At 32.8% G+C, this 20,545-nt stretch carries 22 protein-coding genes; 6 read left to right on the top strand and 16 right to left on the bottom strand.

Annotation, left to right across the window (positions count from 1 at the left end; genetic code table 11):
- Positions 1–8 precede the first annotated feature (8 nt).
- The 6 genes from ilvC to OTK00_RS02020 form a co-directional block, all read right to left on the bottom strand.
- The gene (gene ilvC / locus OTK00_RS02045) at positions 9–1,010 is read right to left on the bottom strand and encodes a ketol-acid reductoisomerase (protein ID WP_045170445.1); all 1,002 of its coding nucleotides are present in this window, start codon (positions 1,008–1,010) and stop codon (positions 9–11) included.
- 3 nt (positions 1,011–1,013) lie between these two features.
- Positions 1,014–1,526, bottom strand: a complete 513-nt coding sequence (ilvN, locus tag OTK00_RS02040) for an acetolactate synthase small subunit (RefSeq protein ID WP_045170446.1) — start codon at positions 1,524–1,526, stop codon at positions 1,014–1,016.
- A 47-nt stretch (positions 1,527–1,573) separates the two neighbouring features.
- Positions 1,574–3,184, bottom strand: a complete 1,611-nt coding sequence (gene ilvB / locus OTK00_RS02035) for a biosynthetic-type acetolactate synthase large subunit (protein WP_045170447.1) — start codon at positions 3,182–3,184, stop codon at positions 1,574–1,576.
- 162 nt (positions 3,185–3,346) lie between these two features.
- On the bottom strand, positions 3,347–4,144 hold the full coding sequence (locus OTK00_RS02030; protein ID WP_045170448.1) for an SDR family NAD(P)-dependent oxidoreductase: 798 nt from the start codon (positions 4,142–4,144) through the stop codon (positions 3,347–3,349).
- 63 nt (positions 4,145–4,207) lie between these two features.
- Entirely contained in the window at positions 4,208–4,996 is a 789-nt protein-coding gene (locus OTK00_RS02025; protein WP_045170449.1) for an MBL fold metallo-hydrolase, read from the bottom strand.
- 52 nt (positions 4,997–5,048) lie between these two features.
- Positions 5,049–5,858 carry an amidohydrolase family protein gene (locus tag OTK00_RS02020; RefSeq protein WP_045170450.1) on the bottom strand — a complete coding sequence of 270 codons (810 nt, stop codon included), beginning with the start codon at positions 5,856–5,858 and terminating at the stop codon, positions 5,049–5,051.
- Positions 5,859–6,128: 270 nt separating this feature from the next.
- On the opposite strand from OTK00_RS02020, the gene OTK00_RS02015 reads away from it, so the two are divergent.
- The 5 genes from OTK00_RS02015 to OTK00_RS01995 all read left to right on the top strand — a co-directional run bounded on the left by OTK00_RS02015 (position 6,129) and on the right by OTK00_RS01995 (position 9,353).
- On the top strand, positions 6,129–6,680 hold the full coding sequence (locus tag OTK00_RS02015; protein ID WP_198525748.1) for a hypothetical protein: 552 nt from the start codon (positions 6,129–6,131) through the stop codon (positions 6,678–6,680).
- Between the two features lie 180 nt (positions 6,681–6,860).
- Positions 6,861–7,133: a hypothetical protein gene (locus OTK00_RS02010; protein WP_045170451.1), complete on the top strand. Its 273-nt coding sequence runs from the start codon at positions 6,861–6,863 to the stop codon at positions 7,131–7,133.
- A gap of 23 nt (positions 7,134–7,156) precedes the next feature.
- Positions 7,157–7,840, top strand: coding sequence for a hypothetical protein (locus OTK00_RS02005; protein ID WP_045170452.1), 684 nt, complete (start codon positions 7,157–7,159; stop codon positions 7,838–7,840).
- 191 nt (positions 7,841–8,031) lie between these two features.
- Complete coding sequence (locus OTK00_RS02000) at positions 8,032–8,667, top strand: hypothetical protein (protein WP_045170453.1); 636 nt, start codon at positions 8,032–8,034, stop codon at positions 8,665–8,667.
- Positions 8,668–8,858: 191 nt separating this feature from the next.
- Complete coding sequence (locus OTK00_RS01995; RefSeq protein WP_045170454.1) at positions 8,859–9,353, top strand: ferritin family protein; 495 nt, start codon at positions 8,859–8,861, stop codon at positions 9,351–9,353.
- A gap of 91 nt (positions 9,354–9,444) precedes the next feature.
- Here OTK00_RS01995 and OTK00_RS01990 read toward each other — a convergent pair whose 3' ends face one another.
- From OTK00_RS01990 to OTK00_RS01965, 6 genes are all read right to left on the bottom strand, one after another.
- Positions 9,445–10,434 carry a hypothetical protein gene (locus OTK00_RS01990; protein ID WP_045170455.1) on the bottom strand — a complete coding sequence of 330 codons (990 nt, stop codon included), beginning with the start codon at positions 10,432–10,434 and terminating at the stop codon, positions 9,445–9,447.
- A gap of 164 nt (positions 10,435–10,598) precedes the next feature.
- Entirely contained in the window at positions 10,599–11,087 is a 489-nt protein-coding gene (locus OTK00_RS01985; RefSeq protein ID WP_268760820.1) for a papain-like cysteine protease family protein, read from the bottom strand.
- A 567-nt stretch (positions 11,088–11,654) separates the two neighbouring features.
- Positions 11,655–12,797 carry a hypothetical protein gene (locus OTK00_RS01980; protein ID WP_241765561.1) on the bottom strand — a complete coding sequence of 381 codons (1,143 nt, stop codon included), beginning with the start codon at positions 12,795–12,797 and terminating at the stop codon, positions 11,655–11,657.
- A gap of 244 nt (positions 12,798–13,041) precedes the next feature.
- Positions 13,042–13,827, bottom strand: a complete 786-nt coding sequence (locus tag OTK00_RS01975; RefSeq protein ID WP_045170456.1) for an ABC transporter permease — start codon at positions 13,825–13,827, stop codon at positions 13,042–13,044.
- A 7-nt stretch (positions 13,828–13,834) separates the two neighbouring features.
- The gene (locus OTK00_RS01970; RefSeq protein WP_045170457.1) at positions 13,835–14,683 is read right to left on the bottom strand and encodes an ABC transporter permease; all 849 of its coding nucleotides are present in this window, start codon (positions 14,681–14,683) and stop codon (positions 13,835–13,837) included.
- Between the two features lies 1 nt (position 14,684).
- Positions 14,685–15,671, bottom strand: a complete 987-nt coding sequence (locus OTK00_RS01965) for an ABC transporter ATP-binding protein (protein ID WP_045170458.1) — start codon at positions 15,669–15,671, stop codon at positions 14,685–14,687.
- A gap of 181 nt (positions 15,672–15,852) precedes the next feature.
- On the opposite strand from OTK00_RS01965, the gene OTK00_RS01960 reads away from it, so the two are divergent.
- Entirely contained in the window at positions 15,853–17,283 is a 1,431-nt protein-coding gene (locus OTK00_RS01960) for an ISNCY family transposase (RefSeq protein WP_045169044.1), read from the top strand.
- A gap of 243 nt (positions 17,284–17,526) precedes the next feature.
- Here the strand turns inward: OTK00_RS01960 and OTK00_RS01955 are convergent, their stop codons facing one another.
- From OTK00_RS01955 to OTK00_RS01940, 4 genes are all read right to left on the bottom strand, one after another.
- Complete coding sequence (locus tag OTK00_RS01955; protein ID WP_268760819.1) at positions 17,527–18,510, bottom strand: hypothetical protein; 984 nt, start codon at positions 18,508–18,510, stop codon at positions 17,527–17,529.
- Positions 18,511–18,593: 83 nt separating this feature from the next.
- The gene (locus OTK00_RS01950; protein WP_045170460.1) at positions 18,594–19,403 is read right to left on the bottom strand and encodes an SPL family radical SAM protein; all 810 of its coding nucleotides are present in this window, start codon (positions 19,401–19,403) and stop codon (positions 18,594–18,596) included.
- 21 nt (positions 19,404–19,424) lie between these two features.
- Positions 19,425–19,985 (bottom strand): SPASM domain-containing protein, encoded by a 561-nt coding sequence (locus tag OTK00_RS01945; protein ID WP_241765562.1) that lies wholly within the window; start codon positions 19,983–19,985, stop codon positions 19,425–19,427.
- Positions 19,986–20,084: 99 nt separating this feature from the next.
- Positions 20,085–20,291: a hypothetical protein gene (locus OTK00_RS01940; RefSeq protein ID WP_241765563.1), complete on the bottom strand. Its 207-nt coding sequence runs from the start codon at positions 20,289–20,291 to the stop codon at positions 20,085–20,087.
- Between the last annotated feature and the right edge of the window lie 254 nt (positions 20,292–20,545).

Raw genomic sequence — 20,545 nt, 5'->3', positions numbered from 1 at the left:
CTCACTCTTTATTCTTTGATTGGCTTTATCCAAGGCATCATTTTTCTGAGCTCTTTCCCAATCTGTTCAATAAGTAAATTCTGCTCTCTTCTTCTGATTGCGTTAAACTCCGGCCTTCCTGCCATGTTCTCTAAAATCCACTTCTTTGCAAATGTTCCGTTTTGAATCTCTTCCAGTACTTTCTTCATCTCTTTTCTTGTCTCTTCTGTTATAATTCTCTTGCCTGTCATGTAATCGCCGTACTCTGCTGTGTCTGAGATTGAATAGCGCATGAGCGAAAGTCCGCCCTGCCAGATCAAATCAACTATCAGCTTCATCTCATGCAAACATTCAAAATATGCAATCTCAGGCTGATACCCTGCCTCAACCAGAGTGTCAAACCCTGCTTTGATAAGCTCTGTAAGCCCTCCACACAGAACAGCCTGCTCACCAAACAGGTCTGTCTCTGTCTCTTCTTTGAAAGTTGTTTGGATTATCCCAGCCCTTGATGCACCAATGCCCTTTGCGTAAGCCAGTGCAATATCCAGAGCCTTTCCTGTGTAATCCTGATGCACAGCAACCAGAGCCGGAACGCCTTTACCCTCTTCATACTGGCTTCTTACTGTATGCCCCGGACCTTTTGGTGCTATCATTATAACATCAACATACGGTGGCGGGACAATCTGCCCGAAATGGATGTTGAACCCGTGCGCAAATGCAATAGCTTTTCCTTCTTTCAGGTTTGGCTCTATACTCTCTTTAAATAGTCTTGGCTGTTTTTCGTCGTTTACAAGAATCATGATGACATCTGCAACCTTTGTTGCCTCATCGGCTGTCATAACTTTAAGTCCGTGGCTTTCTGCCCTTGCCCACGATTTGCTGCCATGATAAAGCCCAACAACAACATTTATACCAGAATCTTTAAGATTTAGCGCATGTGCATGACCCTGGCTGCCAAAGCCAATTACAGCAACTGTCTTATCTTTGAGCAAATCCAAATTGCAATCACTGTCATAAAATATTCTTGCCATCTTTTACTCATCCTCCTCAGATTTATTTTTTGATATCACTTTATTTCCGCGCTCTATTGCAATAAGTCCTGTGCGGACTACCTCACGAATTCCATACTGTTTTAAAAGCTCTATCAGCGCATCAATCTTGTCCTCATCGCCGGAGATTTCAATTGTAAGTGTCTCTTTTGAAACATCAACAATATTTGCTCTGAATATTTCTGTAATCTGGATAATGTCTGATCGCGTTTGAGAGCTGGCATTTACCTTGATGAGTGCAAGCTCCCTTTCAACAGCCTCTTTCGGGTCAAGCTTTTTGACCTTTATCACATCAATCAGCTTGTTTAGCTGCTTTGTCACCTGCTCAACAATGTAGTCATCACCGTTCACAACAATTGTCATGCGTGATATTGCAGGGTCCTCTGTAACACCAACTGCAAGGCTGTCGATGTTAAAACCCCTCCTTGAAAAAAGCCCGGCAACCCTTGACAAAACACCCGGGTGGTTTTCAACCAGAACAGAAAGTGTGTACTTCACCTTGACATCCCCCTATCATCAAAAGTTTTGAAAATATCAGTTAAACTTCAGGGTATGGTTGGCTCATCAGGGCTTGTCACAACCTCAAGCAAAAACGGACCGCTGTGGTTTTTCATAATCTCAATAGCCTCTTTCAACTTTTCCTTGCTCTCAAGCCTTATACCTTCAATGCCGTAGGCTTTTGCCAGTATCATAAAATCCGGATTACCATCCAGACACGTTGCAATAAACCTTCCGGTGCATCTTTTCTTCTGAAGCTCATAAACCATCCCAAGCCTTGTGTTGTTGAAAAGCACAATTTTAACCGGCACCTGCTCCCTTTTTATTGTTGCAAGCTCCTGCAAAAGCATCTGAAAACTTCCATCACCTGTTATGCTGATTACCTCTTTATCCGGTCTTCCAAACTTAGCCCCAATTGCAGCAGGTACGCCATATCCCATGGTGCCAAGTCCGCCGGATGTTATAAAAGTCCCCGGCTCTTTTATATACACATTGTGAGCTGCCCAGATCTGATGCTGCCCGACATCTGTTGTGATTATATAATCGCCATTGTAAACTCTCGAAATCTCCTTTAAAACATCATACGGATGCAGATTCCCATCTTCTTTAATCTCTCTCTTCTGTGCCTTAATTTCCTGTGCCCAGAAATCTTTTCTCTCTGAAATTCTTTTATTGATCTCGGCAAGCACCCTTTTGGCATCACCAACAATTGGAATATTTGTGTCCACATTTTTACCAATCTCGGCAGGGTCAATGTCTATATGAATTATCTTCATATTCTCAGTAATTTTAGTATCGCCAAGTGCCCTGTCAGCAAGTCTTGCAGCAACCACAATCAAAAGATCTGCCTGTCTTAGTGCTATGTTTGCTTCTTTTTGACCATGTGAGCCTATCATACCAAGATAAAAAGGATGATCTGTGGGGATGCTTCCAATTCCCATCAAAGTTGAAATAACAGGAATTTTCTGCCTTTCGACAAGAGTTTTTAACTCCTCAGATGCCTTTGAGGCAATCACACCCCCACCACTGCATATAACCGGTCTTTGTGAATTTTCAATGGCTTCAACAGCTCTTTTTATCTGAAGAGGATGCCCTCTTTCTTTCGGCTTGTAACCAGGAATGTCAATTTCTTTTGGAATTTCAAACTCAATCTCCTGCATCTGGACATCTATGGGGACATCTATCAGAACAGGTCCGCGCCGTCCTGTTGAGGCAATATAAAAAGCCTCTTTTAAAATTCTGACAATTTTTTTCGGGTCTTTTACAAGATAATTGTGCTTTGTAAAAGGAGCTGTTGCACCTGTTATATCAACTTCCTGGAACACATCTCTTCCGATTAAACTTGAATTAACCTGACCTGTAATAGCAACAATGGGAACAGAATCCATATATGCAGTGGCAATGCCGGTTATAAGATTTGTTGCACCCGGACCAGAGGTTGCAACGCACACACCAACCTTTCCGGTTGTGCGCGCATACCCGCTTGCCTCGTGTGCTGCTGCCTGCTCTGTGCGCACAAGGACATGTTTTATATCAGAGCTATAGAGTGCATCGTAAAACGGATAAATTGCCGCACCTGGAATGCCAAAGATAATCTCAACACCTTCACTTTTCAATACCTCTACCATTGCCCGTGCTACCGTCATCTTTTGCTTCATCCAAAACCCACCCTTTATATATGAAAAGTCCGACCATTCTACCCCTGTATTTCTGTCGGACATTTTAATACTGAAATTTTTTTAAACATATACTCATCAGAAATTTTGAATTATTTTAGCACGTATTTTTATTCGTGTCAAGAAAATTGCAGAATTTTCACCCTATCTTCTCTTTTCAAACGCCTTTTCAACCACCAGGTCAGAAAGCCGGGGAAAAAGCCGTGTAAACAAAGCAAAGATATAATCTTTTCTGGATGTGTATATCTCTTTTTTACCTTTTTCTATTCCTTCTATTATCCTCTCAGCAGCTACCTTCGGTGAAAGTCTTGAAAGCCTCACTTCATCTTCCGGATAAGGCTCGCCCAGAGCATTTTTTCTAAATTCTGTCGAAACTGAGCCGGGATAGGCACAAAGAACCGAAATTCCATACTTTTTTAGCTCAAGCCCTGCAACATCCGATAAAACTGCCAGGGCAGCTTTTGAAGCTGTGTACCCTCCTGTGTAAAAAACAGGTCTTTTGACACCAAGCGAGCATATGTTCACAATCAAGCCCTTCCCCTGATCTTTGAAAATTTTTATTGTCTCCTGCATCATGTAAAATGCACCGAAGAAGTTTACATCAAATACCTTTTTTAAATCCTCATCCAGAATCCTTTCAACCTCACATCTCAAGCCCACACCTGCGTTGTTTATCAGAACATCCACTCTTTCAAACTCAGATTTTATAATCTCCATTGCATTTTTGCACTCATCTTTTCGGCTAACATCTGCAACTACTGTAAACAGGCTCTCTGAATATTCCGAAAGTTCTTCTTTCAAACTATCAAGAGACTTTTGCCCTCTTGACACAGCAGTAACCCTTGCACCTTTTTTGAGCAAAATCTCTGTCATGCACCTTCCTATGCCAGACCCCCCACCGGTGATTATTACAGCTTTCCCTTCCCAGAAATCTTTCTGCATAAATCCCACCCTCAAAAAAGTATTTATTTTTTTGTCTTTTAAGTAGCCAAAGCACTTACTTTTTCAGAGCTCAATCTCATCTCCACAGCCTGCTATTTTTAGCTTATTTGGCAGACTTTTGCCCATAAAAGTAAGGGTTCTTATACCCGAGCAGTGAAGCGGAATGATTTTGTACACTCTGTGCTTTTCAAAAAACTTGCACAGCTCATCCATTTTTTCTTCAGGAAAATCCTTTGAATGAAATCCGCCAATTGTGGCAAAAATGCTACTTTCAAATATTTCTTCGGCTCTTTTTATAATATTTTCTATTCCATTGTGACTGCAGCCAGAAATCAAAATCAGCTTTCCTTTTTCTTTAATAACAAGAGACTGCTCTTCCAAAAACAGGTCCTTTTCAAACCTGCCATCTTTGCCGATGTAGAATTCTTCAGAGCCTTCAGCATGGCTTTTGACATTCAAAAGATATATATCTTCAAACAGCTCATAAACCTCATCTTTTACTATTTTAAATCTCAAAGCGCCTTCTTCAAAATTATGCCCTATAAAATTAAACTTGCCATCCCTCAAAGCATACTTCTGTTCAAAAAAGCCTTCATGGACAAACACAGGGCAGGATAGCCTGTCTATAAAACTTTTAAGTCCTCCTGTATGGTCATAGTGAGAATGGCTCAAAACGACAGCATCAAAGTTCAAATCAATTTTTGCCTTTTCAAGGTTCTTCAGCATTGCATCGGTTTGTCCGCAGTCAAACAAAATCTTTTTACCATCTTTTTCTATATAAAGTGAAAGCCCGTGTTCTGCTAAATACCCTGATTTGAATGTCCAGTTGTTGATGAAAACTTTTATCTTCATAAACCTAAAAGAACACCACCTTTGCTGTTTTTTGAAAAAGCTCTGGCTTTATTCATATATGTTTAACTTCCAATTTCAAAAGCACCCGGGCATTCTTCCCAAAAATCATTTCAATCTCATTAGATGTTAGTTTCAATTTTTTCACATGCTCAACCTCTTTGCTCTGGTTTTTCCATGGCGAGTCTGTTGCAAACAAAATCTTCTCTATACCATGCTTTCTGAAAATCTCTTCTGGTCTTTGTACTTCAACTTCTCCAAAGAAAAAGGATGTGTCAAGATACACATTTTCCCCTATCAAATACTCAAGAGTCTCATCAAAAAATCTATACCCTCCCATGTGAGCCGCAACTATTTTTGCGTGTGGAAAGTCTTTCAAAACCTTCTTAAGCCTTTCAGGTGTGCAATGATAGGGCGGGTCATACGCCGGGTCAACTCCGCTGTGAAAAAGTATAATCATATCATTCTGGAAGATTGCATCATAGATTGGATACATCTTTTTATCATCCACAAAAAAGTTCTGATAATCCGGGTGAAACTTTATACCTTTAAACCCCTGTGATTTTAGCCATTCAATTTCTTGCTGCCAATCATCAAACTCAGGATGAATTGTACCAAAACAGATTATATCATTGTTCTCTTCCATTACAGAAAGCGCCCATCTGTTTATACTCTCTGTCTGCTGAGGTTTTGTGGCAATTGGCAGAACCACGCACATGTCAATTCCAGCTTTTTTAGCAGACTCTTTCAAACCTGACAATGTCCCATCATGATAGTATGACATACCAGAATTTCGTGAAAGTTTTTCCATCGCCCTTGGTGCCAAGCTATCCGGAAAACAGTGTGTGTGAAAGTCTATAATCAACTTTGCAGCCTCCTTTTTTCTTTAATTTTCATCTGATTGCTCAAAGCATTTTTTCATCCCAGTATAGCCTCGCAAAAATCTTCTAAACCTTATCTCTAATTTCAGTATTTTACCATAGTTTTCTTATCAATTATTCACAAAATTTTTACCTGTACTTGTCCAAAATCTTATTTAAAATCACTATTGTTTGCATCTGTATTTTTAAATATACTTCTGTATTATAATTCCATAACAAACAAAAAACAAATGTAAATAGGGGGTTATGAGGAAATGAAAAGTTCTGTATTAACTTCTAAAAATCTCAATTCTACCTTTAAAAACGAATCCTACCCGAAAAACCTTTCGAACCAAAAAACTTATGCTAAAGAAATATCAGGAAGCTATTCTCAATCTTCAAACCAGAACAAAGCACAGAACAACCCCAAAATTTCACCCGCATATGTTTATGAAAAAGGCTCTTCTGATAATGATTTCTATGGTAAAATAGTTTACAAAATACCTCAAAACAAAATCCATATATCTCAACATCAAGAAGATTCAATAAAAGCTTTAAGTAATCATGCTAACAACAGCACAGCTAAAAAAATAACCGGAACTTCAACTCTTGAATCTGTTTTTAGAAAATTAGAAAATTTTACAAATGGTATTGGAAAGAAAATTTCAGAACATCTAAAGAAAACAGAAATCAATACTATAAGAACAAAACTGAAGGAAGGGTTAGAAGCTCTGAGGCATGTAACAGGCAACAATCTGAAATATGCAATAAATTTTTTTGAACATGCTCTGCAGGATAAGCCTTCTGATATAAGAATTGAAAATTAAAAAAGTGAATTGTCTGAAAAAATAAAAAATAACATACATAGATTATAAAAAGGCAAGAGAAAAGATCATTTTTGAAGCTGAAAATTTACTCCCTGCAATGAAAGTTGGAGAGGTAATAGGACTAATTAAAAGCGAAAAAATGAAGAGAAATTTTCTGTAACATTCAATAAAAATCATGATTTGGACCTCTATTTAGCAATAAACAATGCCAACCTTTATTTTAAAAAAGAGAGTGAAGATAGCATAAGCATATGGCTTTATGATACTTATAACTTTGATAACAATACTAAAAAACAAAGTTCAATAGAACAAATACTGGATTTAATAAATGGAAAAATGAGCTTTGGGGAATGGTTAAATGAATTTGGCGAAGATTTGCAGAATTTTGGAGTTGTTAATTCATATAAAATTCTCATCAAAATAGAAACAGTTAAAATCAACGTTCTTTTATAAACTTAAGAAGGGAGTAATACCACATGGTGGCAGGTAAAAAAATTTTGAGAGGATATTTAATAACTGTTTTATTGACCATAGTGGTTTTGTTTTTTATTGTTGGTTCAACATTGTTTTTTATTTATGTTGTTCCTCACGAACCAATAAAGCGTGTTAAAAGCCGTGCTGAGTGGATTAGATTGTATAAGATATTTGATAAAGAATTCCCGGAACCAGTAAAAGAAGAGAAAATAGTAAAATGTGAAATTTGCTTTCTTGATTTGTTGATTTTTGACAAAAAAGCCAAACCTGAATTGGAAAAGCTGACTTTAAATTGGCTTTATGTAAAAGATAATAAAATGCTAAATGATTTAAATATAAAAACACGATACGAAATTGAAGCAGCTTTAGGAGCTGTGGAAGAGTTTTCCTTGGGAAAGAAAAATCTCCCTGAAGAATTAAAACCGTTGTTTTTCAGTGACAATGGAGAAGAATATGATAGTTCAATTTTGAATGAAAAATTAGCCAAAAATATGCTTCTTGAAATAAAAGAAGGATATAAATTTCTTAGATATGAAAGATACACAAAAGATGGCATAGAACCTGTACTCTCTCTTTATTTTTTTTATATACCAACGAAAAATCACTTGTATGTATTCAGTGATATAAATTATTGGGAGCAAATTAAGTATATTGAAAGAGATAACGAAGAATGTGGGATTAAATGAAAATGGCGTAGAAAAATTACCTTATTCACAGCGTAAATATGCTTTCTAATTACTTCAGTATATCTTCTATAAGCAAAGTAATATTCAGCTTGCACTAAAAGTTTATTAAAACGTTCGCATTTAGCTGTTTCAAAAATTATTGCAACTGTCCCTTTGTTACAGATTTAATTATTTTCGGGAGGGAAAATTTAATGAATAAAAAACTCAATTACAAACTTATTTGCTTATTGATTATCTTATCTTTGATTCTATCAGCTTTTTGCTGGAACTACTTTAATATAAAAAGAAGATTTGATAACGCAAGAAAAGCTGCTAAATATAATCTTGCCATAAACCAAATTTATGTTTATATATCAATGTATATGGAAGATATTAAAAAAAATAATAAATTAATTTTTTCTAATAATTTTTGGTCTTTAAAGGACAGTGTCGACAATTGTGCATCCACATTAATTATATTACGTAATATGGATCCTGAATATAAAAAATATAAATCCAAGGTTCCCTCTATCTGGTTTACAGTCAACTCTCTGAATGCTTTTTTAAATGATATATATTTTAATATTTCAGAAGGTAAACCTATTGTTGTTCGGGTTGATGCTAATAAATTTAAAACCTTAACAACCGAAGACATCTACAATGAACTATCGAAATACCATAATTTTTTAAAAAATGTAATATCAGGAATTGTCACGCCAAATAACCCTTTTGAATTTGTACGAAATATTGATAAATACTTTGATAAATTTCTTGAAAAATGGGATGCAAACAAAGCAGAATCATTATTCCACAAAAACATGAAAAATGATATAACATTTTGGCCCTAAATTAGCCTGTATTTTAAACTTTTATAAAAATAGAAAAAGAAAGAGAGCAAGTTGCTCATAGGCTATCCAAAAGCTCAGTGGATAGCCCTTTGTGTTTATTTTGGGCATTTTAAATTTTTGTTTTTCAAAACTGTTTTAATGGGTATAAATATTTTTGAAGTCAAAAATTTTTAAAAAGGAGAGACCTGAGGATGAGCACAAAAGTTGAAAATATCTTGAAATTTGGAATGAAGATGGAGAAGAACGCACAGGACTTTTATTCATTCTATGCAAACAATCTGCAAGATGAAAACCTGAAAAAGCTTTTTGAAGAGTTTGTAAAAATTGAGCAGGAACATTATAAGTATCTTGAGAGCATTCTAAAAAGTCTGGGCGGGCAAGAAGTGCCAGCTTCAATCTCATGGGTTGTGGATGATCAGAACAAAATGGTAGACCCGCACATACTGGTTGATAATTCAAAAATCCTGGAAACTGATTTTTCAGACCTCACAATATTGCGGCTTGCATACCTTATTGAAAGCGACTTTGCAGCATTTTACAGGGCAGCTTCTGAAAAGGTTGATGACAGTAATGTCAAAGGTTTACTTTTGCACCTTGCAAAGTGGGAGGAAGAGCACGAAAAGTTCTTCAAAGACAGGTATCACAGCCTTATGAAAAAGGAATGGGAAGAGCTGGATTTGTTTTGAAAAAAATATATTAAATTAAACAGGGGAGCAGTCACAAATTCTACTTTTAAGACTGCTCCCCTGAGTTTTTGACCGTACTCCAAATATAATTTCATATTCTGTTATTCCCGGGATGTCTTCCAAACAAATATTTATAGGAAAATTTCCACTTTGAGCATATGACAATAATAGCGGTTAACAGAAGTAAAAATATTGCAATCATAGTATTCTGAGTTCTTTCCCTTCTGGCAGCAGCAAAGTACAATGTGTTTGAAGGATCTTCTCCACCTCCAATCATCATCTTTTCAGGAGCTTCCCTCATCAATCTACTTCTTTCTTCTATAGCGTTTAAAATTTGAACTGGTTTTTTATTTAATGCATCTTTTATTATGCCAAAATCCCATATATGATTTTCGTAACCTTTTGCACCGGCACACCACCAATTTCCATCACCTGATACTGCGTTCAATGTCATTTCTTCAATATTGACAATTTTTACATCACTCTTCATGCCCCGCTGTGCCAGATATTTTTCCAAATTATTTACTGCCCTGCCCAGCGAATCATTACCAAACACTCCATCATTCACTACATAATTATTCGTTTCATCATTCCATTCGATAAGAAGGTATCCAACAGGTATATTATCGTAATATATAATTCTTGCCCAGCCATTGTCTACAAATTCAGTGTTAAAAACATCTTTCCAGGAGTTAAATCTCAAATTTTTAACTTTCTCTTTTACCTCATCTCTTATAACATGATATGGACGCCCATTTTCAGCTATCTTAACTTCAGTTGGAATATGAAATACCCTGCAATATTCATACTCTTTGCTCAACTTAAATTTTTCAATGTCATACGGTCCATTGATATTTGTTACTTCATTTAACGATTGCAGTGTAGGTGAATCTTTTTCTCCATTTTTCACAAAACAACTAACAAATAACTTGAGCCACTCTTCTGCCGAAACCTGCCTTCTAAGTACATTTGTTTCATCATTGTGTTTGACTGAAAAGTCTGCTCTGGCAGAGGAAAATGTCGTAATGAAAAGCAATAAAAAGGTCATTGCAAAACCAATATATACATTATTCTTTTTCATTCTATTTCACCCCCCTGTTATATCAATATGGTTTAAATACTCTTATCGCATCTAAGTAATCCTGGTAATTGTCATTATCCCTCAACTCAGAATCAGGAATACTAATTACCCCACCTATAGCTGGATCCATAATCATTATATAATTTTGTAGATATCCATTTGAGTCAAAATATTGCCATATACCATTTAAAACAACAAAATGATTTTGACTTACTGTTGCTGTAATTACTGATCCTAATTGGACTTTTATAATTTACAATTTGCTCTGCAATTTGCCCATATGAAATTATCCAGCCACTGATTGGTATCATGCGCGAAGAACCAACACCATAATAGCTGAGCGCTCTTTGTATATCAGAAAGTAAAGCACCTTTATTTACATAACTTCCATAGATATATCTAACTATATCCCATTGTGTTGCCTCTTTCCCAAAACCTAAATAGTTTTTACAATAGCAAAGTATAGACTCACTTCCTGCTGCCCAGCACCAGTTTGAATATGCTTGCTGTACCAATTTAACCGGAAGACTAACATACGTAATTGTGTTTTCTGCACGTACACTAAAAATACTTAGAAAAAACACACTCAGCAGTACCACTGTTGAAATTGCTATTTTTTGGTTCTTTCTTGTTTTAAAAAGTTTTGATTCCATTTTTACTCTATCATTTCTTATCAATTAAACTTCTGCGTATAATTTGATATTTATGGTTTCTGATTTTTAATGTGTAAAATTGTTTTTTTTAATTTTTTGAATCCTAATTTGCAAAAATTTATTTACATAAAACATCAAAAAAATGCACATAACATAATTTTTATAAAAATAATGTATTTAAAAATGTATCTTTTTTATCAGGGACTATTTTTGGTATGATATAATATTTTATGTTGATGAAAAAGATAATTCATATTTAATCAGGAGAGAATAAAGCTATGCCAAGAATTGACAAAGACTTTTTGGGTAGCATAAGAAAGTGTATATACCAAGGAAGATATCTTTTTTACCTTTCTTGAGTTGATACCGAAGACAACATAACAAGTAGTTTGTTTAACTTTAGAATTTCCTTACTTTATCGATAGTTAAAGTTTTGTTAAATAGAATAGAACGTTTTAATATTGATAAAATATTCTAAGGACTCATTGTAAACAAAAAATACAAAATAAGCTTAAAAGTTTATTTCTTGAAACTTATTAGTACTTCATTACATAATTTGATTTTGTATTAGTCGGTTCTAAGAAGCCTTTCAAATACTTCATAAACAGCTGGTATATATTTTTTCTCTGCATATTCAATTAACTGACTAATATTCATTTTTGAGAACTTTTTGTTTATAATGTTGTTCATATGTTCCTCAATTAAAAACATATACGCTGGTATATCAAGTATATCTTTGCATATGTCTTTATTTATCTGAATAGGATTTAATATCCTACTCCTCATTGCTGGCATTTCCCATACTGATAAATTTACTTCTTCTGCTCTTAGTTTTCTTGTTATTATATAGTTAAAATACTGCATCCTACTTTTATAACCATCTCCTTCAAGAAATTCTAACAATGTCATTTTAGATTTTTTATTTATCATGTTACACCATCCGCTAATCAGACAAGCCATATCCCACGCTAAACAGCCCCATATGGTTGTTTCTATAAATTTATTTATGTCTAACAGAGAATAACCACTCTTGCAAACATAACAATTTATTTTTTTTCCATATATTTCGAGAAGTGTGCTGCAATTCAAAAACAACTCTAGATATTCGACTCCTGATAACTTATAACTAATGCTTTTTACGTATTTGATTTTTTTTATTACATAAGGTAATAGTTTATCATCACTGAGAATTACATCAGCTTTTTCAAGAACTTCATCTATACTAGGCAAATATATATCCTTTAAAATCCAAATAACCGTTTGTATAGCTCTTAAAAAATATTTTATCATGTTTCTTGTATTACTAGAAAAAGACAATTTATTAAATTCATGAACAAAAACTTCAAAATCGTATTGTAAATGTTTGACGCATGTTTTGCGATCAGGAATTTCAACCTTTTCAAGTAAGTCTTTTCCGTAAATTAATTTCCAAATTTTCTTTTTTATTGGGTATATGACTCTTGTAGGATAAGAGTTATAATATTTTTCAAATTCAATTTCTGTAAAAAATAAACTACCATGGTAGTGATACTTTCTCTCTTTTTTTACATTATGAACTTTATCCAAATATTTTTTTATTTCACAATCAATTATAGCTGACATTTCTTTTACTAAACTTATTCTTTCTTGTATAGATTTACATTCTATTATGAACCATAAGTCAGCATCACTATATTTTTTTTTCAAAGTTTCCTTGTGATATACTTCCATAAGAGTAAATGCTGACTATATTGTTAAAGTGGTTTTCTCTAACAATATTGCAAACCAAGTTATAAAAATCATTATAATCTATCAATATATTTCACCTCCACATATTTCAATTTAAATATTTATCTTTATGTAATCTTAAACTATATTGGTGCCTATCGAATTTTTGATTTAATTGTTACTGATGAATTTGATTATATAAAGAAGTCTTTTAGAAATTTTTGAACTAATTTGCTGTTTGTCTTAATTACGAACCAGTTCCTTCATATCTTTTCAGTCCCAAACGCCATATTCTTAAAGACAAAATAAAAATTATAATACAAAATATGGGAGACAAAATACCGTAAAATACTGGTACTTTACCCAGTAAAAATGCTATAGGATAATAATTTGTAAACGCATACGGAAATATGGTTACTAATATGATTTTAATTCCATCTCCATAAATACTAAGAGGATATTGTGCAAATTTGTGAATGTCATATCCTATGCGTATAGCTGATGTTGAATGTAACAACCAAAAAGCCAAACTTCCCAAAATCAAATATGTAGCAAATATAAGTAGTCCTCCAGTTATTGAGGTTACTATTAAATACAAAATTTTTAAAACATTCCAAGTGTAATTTATATTATACGCTGAAATTATCATAACAACAACTCCGAACACAAGAAATCCTACACCCATTGTGTTGATTCTTGAACATACTATTTGAAAAAGAGGACTTATAGGTTTTGTTAATAATACATCCATACTTCCTGTAACTATATGGTTTTCAATATCCAAAATCCCATTTCCAAAAGCGTTGTACATTGCAAATGTTAAAGACCACATGCCGTAAAGCAAACTAATTTCAGGCAAACTCCAACCTTTTAACGATTGGAGTTTATCAAAAATTATTCCTATATTAATAAGTCCTATACTAACCCATACAAGTACTGAAATTAAGTTGAAAATAAAATCACCTTTATATTCGACAAGTTTTTTTATATTAACTTTAAAGTAACTTCCATACAATAACAACAATTTAGGCATTTCTGAGTTAACCTCCCTGAATTACTATTTTTTTATTTACTATCCTCCAACATAAAAATGTTATAAGAGAAAAGATAAAAATCCATATTATCTGTTCTAGTAAATATTTTGCAACACTATTTATACCTAATACTATTAGCAAATGTTGGAATACATTTACTCTATAAGTCAGACCAGAGTATATAGAAGCAGGTATATTATACATTGCTTGAAATGGAAGATTAATTAATATTTTCTGAATCGACTCAGGATAAAATGTAAGTGGCACAGTTAAACCAGCAAGTAAATTTATCAACGAGGATTTTAAAATGGATACCCCAAATACCTGGGTTGTCCAAAAACTTACTAATCCAACTAAAAATTCAAACATATACACAAGTATAAATGATAATAAAACACTTGTTATAGTTATTACTAATGTGAAAATATCTTTTATAATGTCAATTTTGAAAATAACCTTTGCAGTAAAGATTAATGGAATGATTGAAAAAACAAAATTAAAAAAAACAACACCAACTCTGTTAAAAAATAAATAACCAAAAAAATTTATTGGTCTAATTAAATCTATCGATATATTTCCACTAATTACTTTTGCTCCAATTTCCATTTCAGTATTTCTACTTATTATTTGATTTATAATGGTTATCACACATACATATGTTGTGGTTTTATTCAGTGCAATAAAATTGAAATTATCAGTAGATGAATATACAGCTGTCCACATGTAATATACAATTGCAATAAATATAATAGAACTTAACATACTTAAAAAATTATTCATCCAATATGTGGATGATTGCTTGAATGCATAATATGAAATATAAAAACATTTTTCAAATTTATACTTTAAATTCAATTTAATCCCTCCGATGCTTATTTAAATAAATTTCTTTGACAATATCTTCAAGGTTGTTATCAATAATTGATATATCTTTGATACCATCTAAATTTTGTATAACGAGATTTATCAAATCGGTGGTCCTATACATTCTCTTGCTGTATCTGATATAAAGAAAATTATTGTTATAATCTATCTCAACTTTAATATCATTACAGTCAAAGTTTACAGGTTTACTTTTTTCAATTAGTTCAATTTTAATAGTACTTTTAGTTCCATATTTCGTTTTTAAATCTTCAAGTGTCCCATCAAAAATAATTGAACCTTTGTCGATAATTATAATTCTCCTGCATAAATTTTCAATATCAGATAAATCATGTGATGTTAAAATCACTGTAGTCCCGAGTTCTTCGTTTAATTTTTTAATAAAATTTCTTACCTTTTCTTTGTTAAATATATCAAGTCCAATCGTCGGTTCATCAAGGAAAAGTATTTCAGGGTTATGTAATAGCGAGGCCACAATTTCACAACACATTCTTTGCCCAAGGCTCAATTTCCTAACAGGTACATGAACGATATCTTCTATTCCCATATGTTCTACTAAGTACTTCAATCTGCTTCGGTATTCCTCCTTAGGTATCTCATAAATCTTTGAAAAAAGATCGAAAGTATCAATTGGTGGAAGATCCCAAATCAATTGAGAACGTTGTCCAAAAACAACTCCTATCCTTTTGGCAATTTCTCTTCTATGTTTATGTGGGTCCTTCCCTAAAACACTTATTTTGCCTTTTGTTGGTGCTAAAATTCCCACCAACATCTTTATGGTTGTAGATTTCCCCGCACCATTTACTCCAATATATCCTACAAGTTCTCCCTTATTAATAGTAAGGCTCAAATTGTTAACCGCATTTATTTCTTTGTAATTTTTTGTAAAAAAACTCTTTACAACCCCAATGATGCTTTTTCCCCTTTGTTGAACCCTATATGTTTTTACAACATTTTCCATAATAATAATTATTTTGCATCCCTCCTTTCCAATTGTGATTCAATTAGCCTTTTGCAGAAACGCTCAATATGAGCGTTATCAAGCTTTATAAAGATTCGAAAAAGTCTGGTCACCCTCCTCATAGTTGTAGTAAAATATGATTATATAAAACAAATTTTCTACTATGAGGAGGGGGTCCAAAATGTTCAACAACAAACCTAAACAACTTTCTTTCCTCGATCTATTCTCCCACCTAAAGGCTTCGGCTCTCTACAAGCCTGAAAGCCTCTTGGGCTTGTTCAATAAATTCATCAACTTATCAGACTACATACCTTCTTCTTTCTACAATGCCTACTACAAATACTTTGGTAAGCATAGATGCTTCTCCTTAGAATCTATGCTCCTTTGCTTTTTTGTCCAAAAATTACTCAAACTCAATACTCTTACTCAGCTCCGCGCTGTGCTTCTTAACTCCTATGAACTTCGTTCATTCTGTAACTTAAATGGTAATGTTCCCTCTATTTCAACCTTCTCTCGCTTCAGAAAAATCTTCAACAACGAAATCCATAAACTTTTTCAAAATATCTCTATCCATGCACACAATATTTCTCTTAGGCAATCCCCTGAACTTGCTTCAATCTTAATCTTCGATACAACCGGTATTGTCCCAAAGGTCCGTGAAAATAACCCTAAATTCATTCAATCTCTCTTGAAAAATACCTCAAAAGCTAACCCTGAGCTGTCCTCTGATAAAATCTACTCTCTTGTTTATTCTTCCTTGCCTAAAACTGCTAATGCTAATTCTAATATCCGTCTTATGTTCGTAAATGGCCATTTCTGCTGGGCTTTAAAATTCGCTGTCATTACCAATGCTCTCGGTATTCCTTTGGCTTTAGTACCTCTGTTTAACTCTGACTCTCCTTCTTCTGACCCTCAAGAAGCAAAGGCTATCTCTGACTCTAAAGCTTTATTTCCTTCGCTCGAAACTCTATTCTCTTACATTCCCAAAAATTTCTCCACTTTCATCGCTGACAGTGCCTTGGATGCACATAACATCTACTCAACTTTAAAAAACACTTTCAACTTCTCCAAAATCATTATCCCTCTAAATCCAAGAGCCTCTAAAAATACTACACCTACTTCAGACCCTAATATCGTTATATCTGAAGATGGTGTCCCTATCTGCAAAAAGTTCAATCAACCTTTTAAACCTGAAGGCAAATGTCAGGGTAAAAATCGTTCTGTGCGTCTTAAATGGGTCTGCCCCATGTCTTGTTATAAAGACGGCAAACGCATTTGCTCTTGCCCTCAACCTTGTACTAACTCTAAATCTGGCAGAATGTTCTACACTTACCCTGACGATTTTCGCTCTTCCCCAGGTATCAACAGAAATTCTCAAGAGTTTTTAGACCTCTACAATAAACGTGTCGCTGTAGAGCAGACTATTTATCACCTAAAATCCTATATGGGCTCCGATGTCATCTGTACTTATGACCATATTTCTATCTTCTCTGATTTTTTACTCTCTGCAATTACTTACTCACTTTTGTTTATCCTTGCTCACAATATCAAACTCTATTGTTCTAAATTAACTATCAAAAAGCTTAACAAACTCAAAAAACTTATCGCTTAAAACTACAATTTTTCTTAAATCATTAATCTACCAAAAATTTGTGACTTTGTTTTTTACTTAACCTTCTAAAGCCAAGAAGCTAGAAGGCTTAGGATACTATTGTCTTTTTTGATATTGTTAATTTTTGTCATATGTTTGTTGCTGATTATTTTTGTTTGCATTGATAATATTTGGTTGTCATTTTGCTTTTCTTTTTGTATCTTGATAGTATTTCATGTTAGTATTGGCATCTGTTACCTTCAATCACCAACCATTTTGCAAACGGCTAAATTGTGATTCAATAGCCAAATAAAAATTTATAGTTGCACAAATAAAAGCTAATAAGGCACTAATAAAAAATAATTTTTCAAAACCCAAATAATAAACTATAAAACTTCCTGTAATTCCTCCTAAAATTCCACCGACCTTCCATGTATCCCAATAGCAAGTCGTTTCTTTTCTAATATATTCTATGTCCCAAAAACCTTCCGAAATCCCTCCACTTATCCCATGAAATAGCAAACTACATAGAATAATTATTTGACTTTTTATATATGCTGCTATTATAACAAACAAAGAAGATGAAATCAGAAAACCAACTGCTATTATATATCTTATATCCATGTATTTTTTTAAAAAATTAATTATGTAATATTTGGGTATAAATAACATCCAATTAAATGAAACAGCTACTCCAGTTATATAATAACTTCCAGTTAACTCAAACATAATAAGTGGAATAGAAAAAATAAAAAAATAGTAAATGAAATTATGAAGAAATACAGTTATTAAATCATACTTAAATACTTTAAATGAACATCTTTTTATTTTTTCAAATGGAGAAATTCTACCAACTAACAATAATGCAATATTAAGAATGTTGAAGTAAAAACTTAGGAAGCGTAAATTATACATTATTAAACCAGCAGCTATCATTCCACTCACTATGAATATAAAATTAGTTAACGCATTCTCTCTTAAACAGGCAGGCTCTACTCTCAGATACGAAGACAATAAAGAAGAAATAAAGATTAAAAGTAATACATTATATTTTAGATTTACAGGATATAACAAGTCTACTATTAAAATTAATATCAAACTTGCTCTAACAATATACTTCTGTAATGTTTTATGAATAACGTTACATTTGTAATATGACAACATCCTCCACAACGCTAACGAAATACCAATTAAAAACACGTTATTAAATTCTTTATATATAAATAACGGTAATAATACCATTGGCATATATGAACTAAACTTTACCAGAAAGAATAAACAATCTTTTACCATCTTTTTGCCTCTTATATACTATAATGTTTTCATATTGCTTAATTCTTATGAGCAAAAAATCCTTTATTTTCGACTTTATAAGTTCTACATAAGGCTTCAAATTTATCTTGAATCGTCGATAAATATTCTTTATCTTTACAAAGTTTCAGTATTTTCAAAGATTTTTCGTATCCAACTAATTTTTCTAATATACTTCTTAATTTATTAATATTGTTACACTTTGTATTTAATACTTCAGCCATTGCAAAATCAATACTGTCCCCTGCTAAAGAAAAAATAGATTCTATATCACTGATAAAAGGAATTATTGGACTTATGAATAAATATGTTCTTATTCCTGCACGTTTCAATTCTCTGAGGACCATTATTCTTTCATAAGGATTGCTAGCACGTGGTTCCAAAATTTGATAAACATTCTTATCTAAAAAACCACAGCTTATACCTACTTCACACTTGTCGTAACATGATAGTATGTCAATATCTCTTAAAACTAAAGCTGATTTGGTTAAAATAGAAATATGTGTTTTATTCTTTAAAAATATTTCGAGACTTTTCCTTGTCAAAAGAAGTTTCTTTTCTATCGGTTGGTAGGAATCGGTAACACTTCCCAATAATACTTTTTCGTTCTTTTTAACCTTTTTAATTTCTTTCTCAAGTATCTCTAAAGCATTTTCTTTGTAGTCAACAAATTGACCCCATTCATCATTAATATGTCCTGTAAATTTTTTCATAAATTCTGCGTAACAGTATTGGCATGCATGGGTACATCCAATATAAACATTATAGCAGTAATCAACACTTGGTAACTTACTTTTAGTAAGAATTGTTTTACATCTTATAGCTTGCATTTTATCCTCGTACACCTTTTCCTATTTAGTGAAATACAGATTATTCAGCATAATTTTATCAAGCTGACATATTGAAGCAGAATTTTTTAGCTTATTACTATTCCATTTTAATGCTTTATCACTCTCAATAATATCTTTCAAGCTTTTTTCTGGCATCTTTCCCAATACAAAATTTTCATCAATTGGCCTACCATTATATCCAAGTGCCCAAGCACATGCACTAACTGTTCCATCAGCAAATATACCTATTGAATGACTTAAAGCATTACACTTAACATTTCCGTAAATTTTGTTTTTTAAAGAATGCTGATATGAAATTTGTATAATATTTTCCTTTTTGAGTTCATCTATGTACTTAATTGCCTCTTTAAGTTCATTATCATCAGGATTTAGAGCATAAATATTCGCTGCTCTTCCTACCTGGTAAAAGCGCAATATTTCCCATTCTTCTACACCATTTTCAATTAAAAAGTAATAAATTTTACTCAAGTTCTTAGGTGAAACATTACTTTTTTTAAGCACTGTACTAACACATACAGTGATATTTTCTTTTACACACAATTTTATTGCATTCTTTGCCAACTCAACAAATCCATTTGGTCTTGAACCATCCTTGTCACCTTCTACATTATCTAACGTAAATTCAACTTTAGATACATAATCCTTTAAATTGCAGATTAATTAAGAATTTAAATTATTCCCTGGTATACTTATAGATAAACAATCTTTTGAAAATTTAGAAGCAGCATATTGAAGTAATTTAATATTATCATTTATTAAAAGCAGATTTCCACCTGAAAAATCAATTGAGTTTATACCACTATTATATAAATCGTTAACTATTTTCACTTTTTCTTCGAATGTTAATTCCTTCCCATTTAAAATCAATCTTTTTTAAATCTCTGGTATTTGTTTGTTACTTACATGAACAGCATCGACACAACAAATCACACAATTCCAGTTGCACAGTCTCGTCAAATTCCATATCACTTTCATAAGAATACCTCCAAAATAAAGTATGAACAACCCCACCCAAAACTAATATTACTAAATTTTATAAAATTTTGAAAGACCTTATTTTTTTATAGGTAATGTAAAATATAGTTATATAAAGTATATACTCTCTTAGAAGGAAATCTAAA

The sequence above is a fragment of the Caldicellulosiruptor morganii genome (assembly GCF_026810225.1).
Lineage (GTDB): Bacteria > Bacillota > Thermoanaerobacteria > Caldicellulosiruptorales > Caldicellulosiruptoraceae > Caldicellulosiruptor > Caldicellulosiruptor morganii.
The sequence above is the reverse complement of the archived record's forward strand: the minus strand, read 5'-3'. Positions and strand labels throughout refer to the sequence as shown.

Excerpts from the sequence above, each read along its gene's own strand:
- ilvC (WP_045170445.1), bottom strand. The coding sequence starts at position 1,010 with ATGGCAAGAATATTTTATGACAGTGATTGCAATTTGGATTTGCTCAAA.
- ilvB (WP_045170447.1), bottom strand. The coding sequence starts at position 3,184 with ATGAAGCAAAAGATGACGGTAGCACGGGCAATGGTAGAGGTATTGAAA.
- OTK00_RS02030 (WP_045170448.1), bottom strand. The coding sequence starts at position 4,144 with ATGCAGAAAGATTTCTGGGAAGGGAAAGCTGTAATAATCACCGGTGGG.
- OTK00_RS02025 (WP_045170449.1), bottom strand. The coding sequence starts at position 4,996 with ATGAAGATAAAAGTTTTCATCAACAACTGGACATTCAAATCAGGGTAT.
- OTK00_RS02015 (WP_198525748.1), top strand. The coding sequence starts at position 6,129 with ATGAAAAGTTCTGTATTAACTTCTAAAAATCTCAATTCTACCTTTAAA.
- OTK00_RS02005 (WP_045170452.1), top strand. The coding sequence starts at position 7,157 with ATGGTGGCAGGTAAAAAAATTTTGAGAGGATATTTAATAACTGTTTTA.
- OTK00_RS02000 (WP_045170453.1), top strand. The coding sequence starts at position 8,032 with ATGAATAAAAAACTCAATTACAAACTTATTTGCTTATTGATTATCTTA.
- OTK00_RS01995 (WP_045170454.1), top strand. The coding sequence starts at position 8,859 with ATGAGCACAAAAGTTGAAAATATCTTGAAATTTGGAATGAAGATGGAG.
- OTK00_RS01990 (WP_045170455.1), bottom strand. The coding sequence starts at position 10,434 with ATGAAAAAGAATAATGTATATATTGGTTTTGCAATGACCTTTTTATTG.
- OTK00_RS01985 (WP_268760820.1), bottom strand. The coding sequence starts at position 11,087 with ATGGAATCAAAACTTTTTAAAACAAGAAAGAACCAAAAAATAGCAATT.
- OTK00_RS01980 (WP_241765561.1), bottom strand. The coding sequence starts at position 12,797 with ATGGAAGTATATCACAAGGAAACTTTGAAAAAAAAATATAGTGATGCT.
- OTK00_RS01975 (WP_045170456.1), bottom strand. The coding sequence starts at position 13,827 with ATGCCTAAATTGTTGTTATTGTATGGAAGTTACTTTAAAGTTAATATA.
- OTK00_RS01965 (WP_045170458.1), bottom strand. The coding sequence starts at position 15,671 with ATGGAAAATGTTGTAAAAACATATAGGGTTCAACAAAGGGGAAAAAGC.
- OTK00_RS01960 (WP_045169044.1), top strand. The coding sequence starts at position 15,853 with ATGTTCAACAACAAACCTAAACAACTTTCTTTCCTCGATCTATTCTCC.
- OTK00_RS01955 (WP_268760819.1), bottom strand. The coding sequence starts at position 18,510 with ATGCCAATGGTATTATTACCGTTATTTATATATAAAGAATTTAATAAC.
- OTK00_RS01950 (WP_045170460.1), bottom strand. The coding sequence starts at position 19,403 with ATGCAAGCTATAAGATGTAAAACAATTCTTACTAAAAGTAAGTTACCA.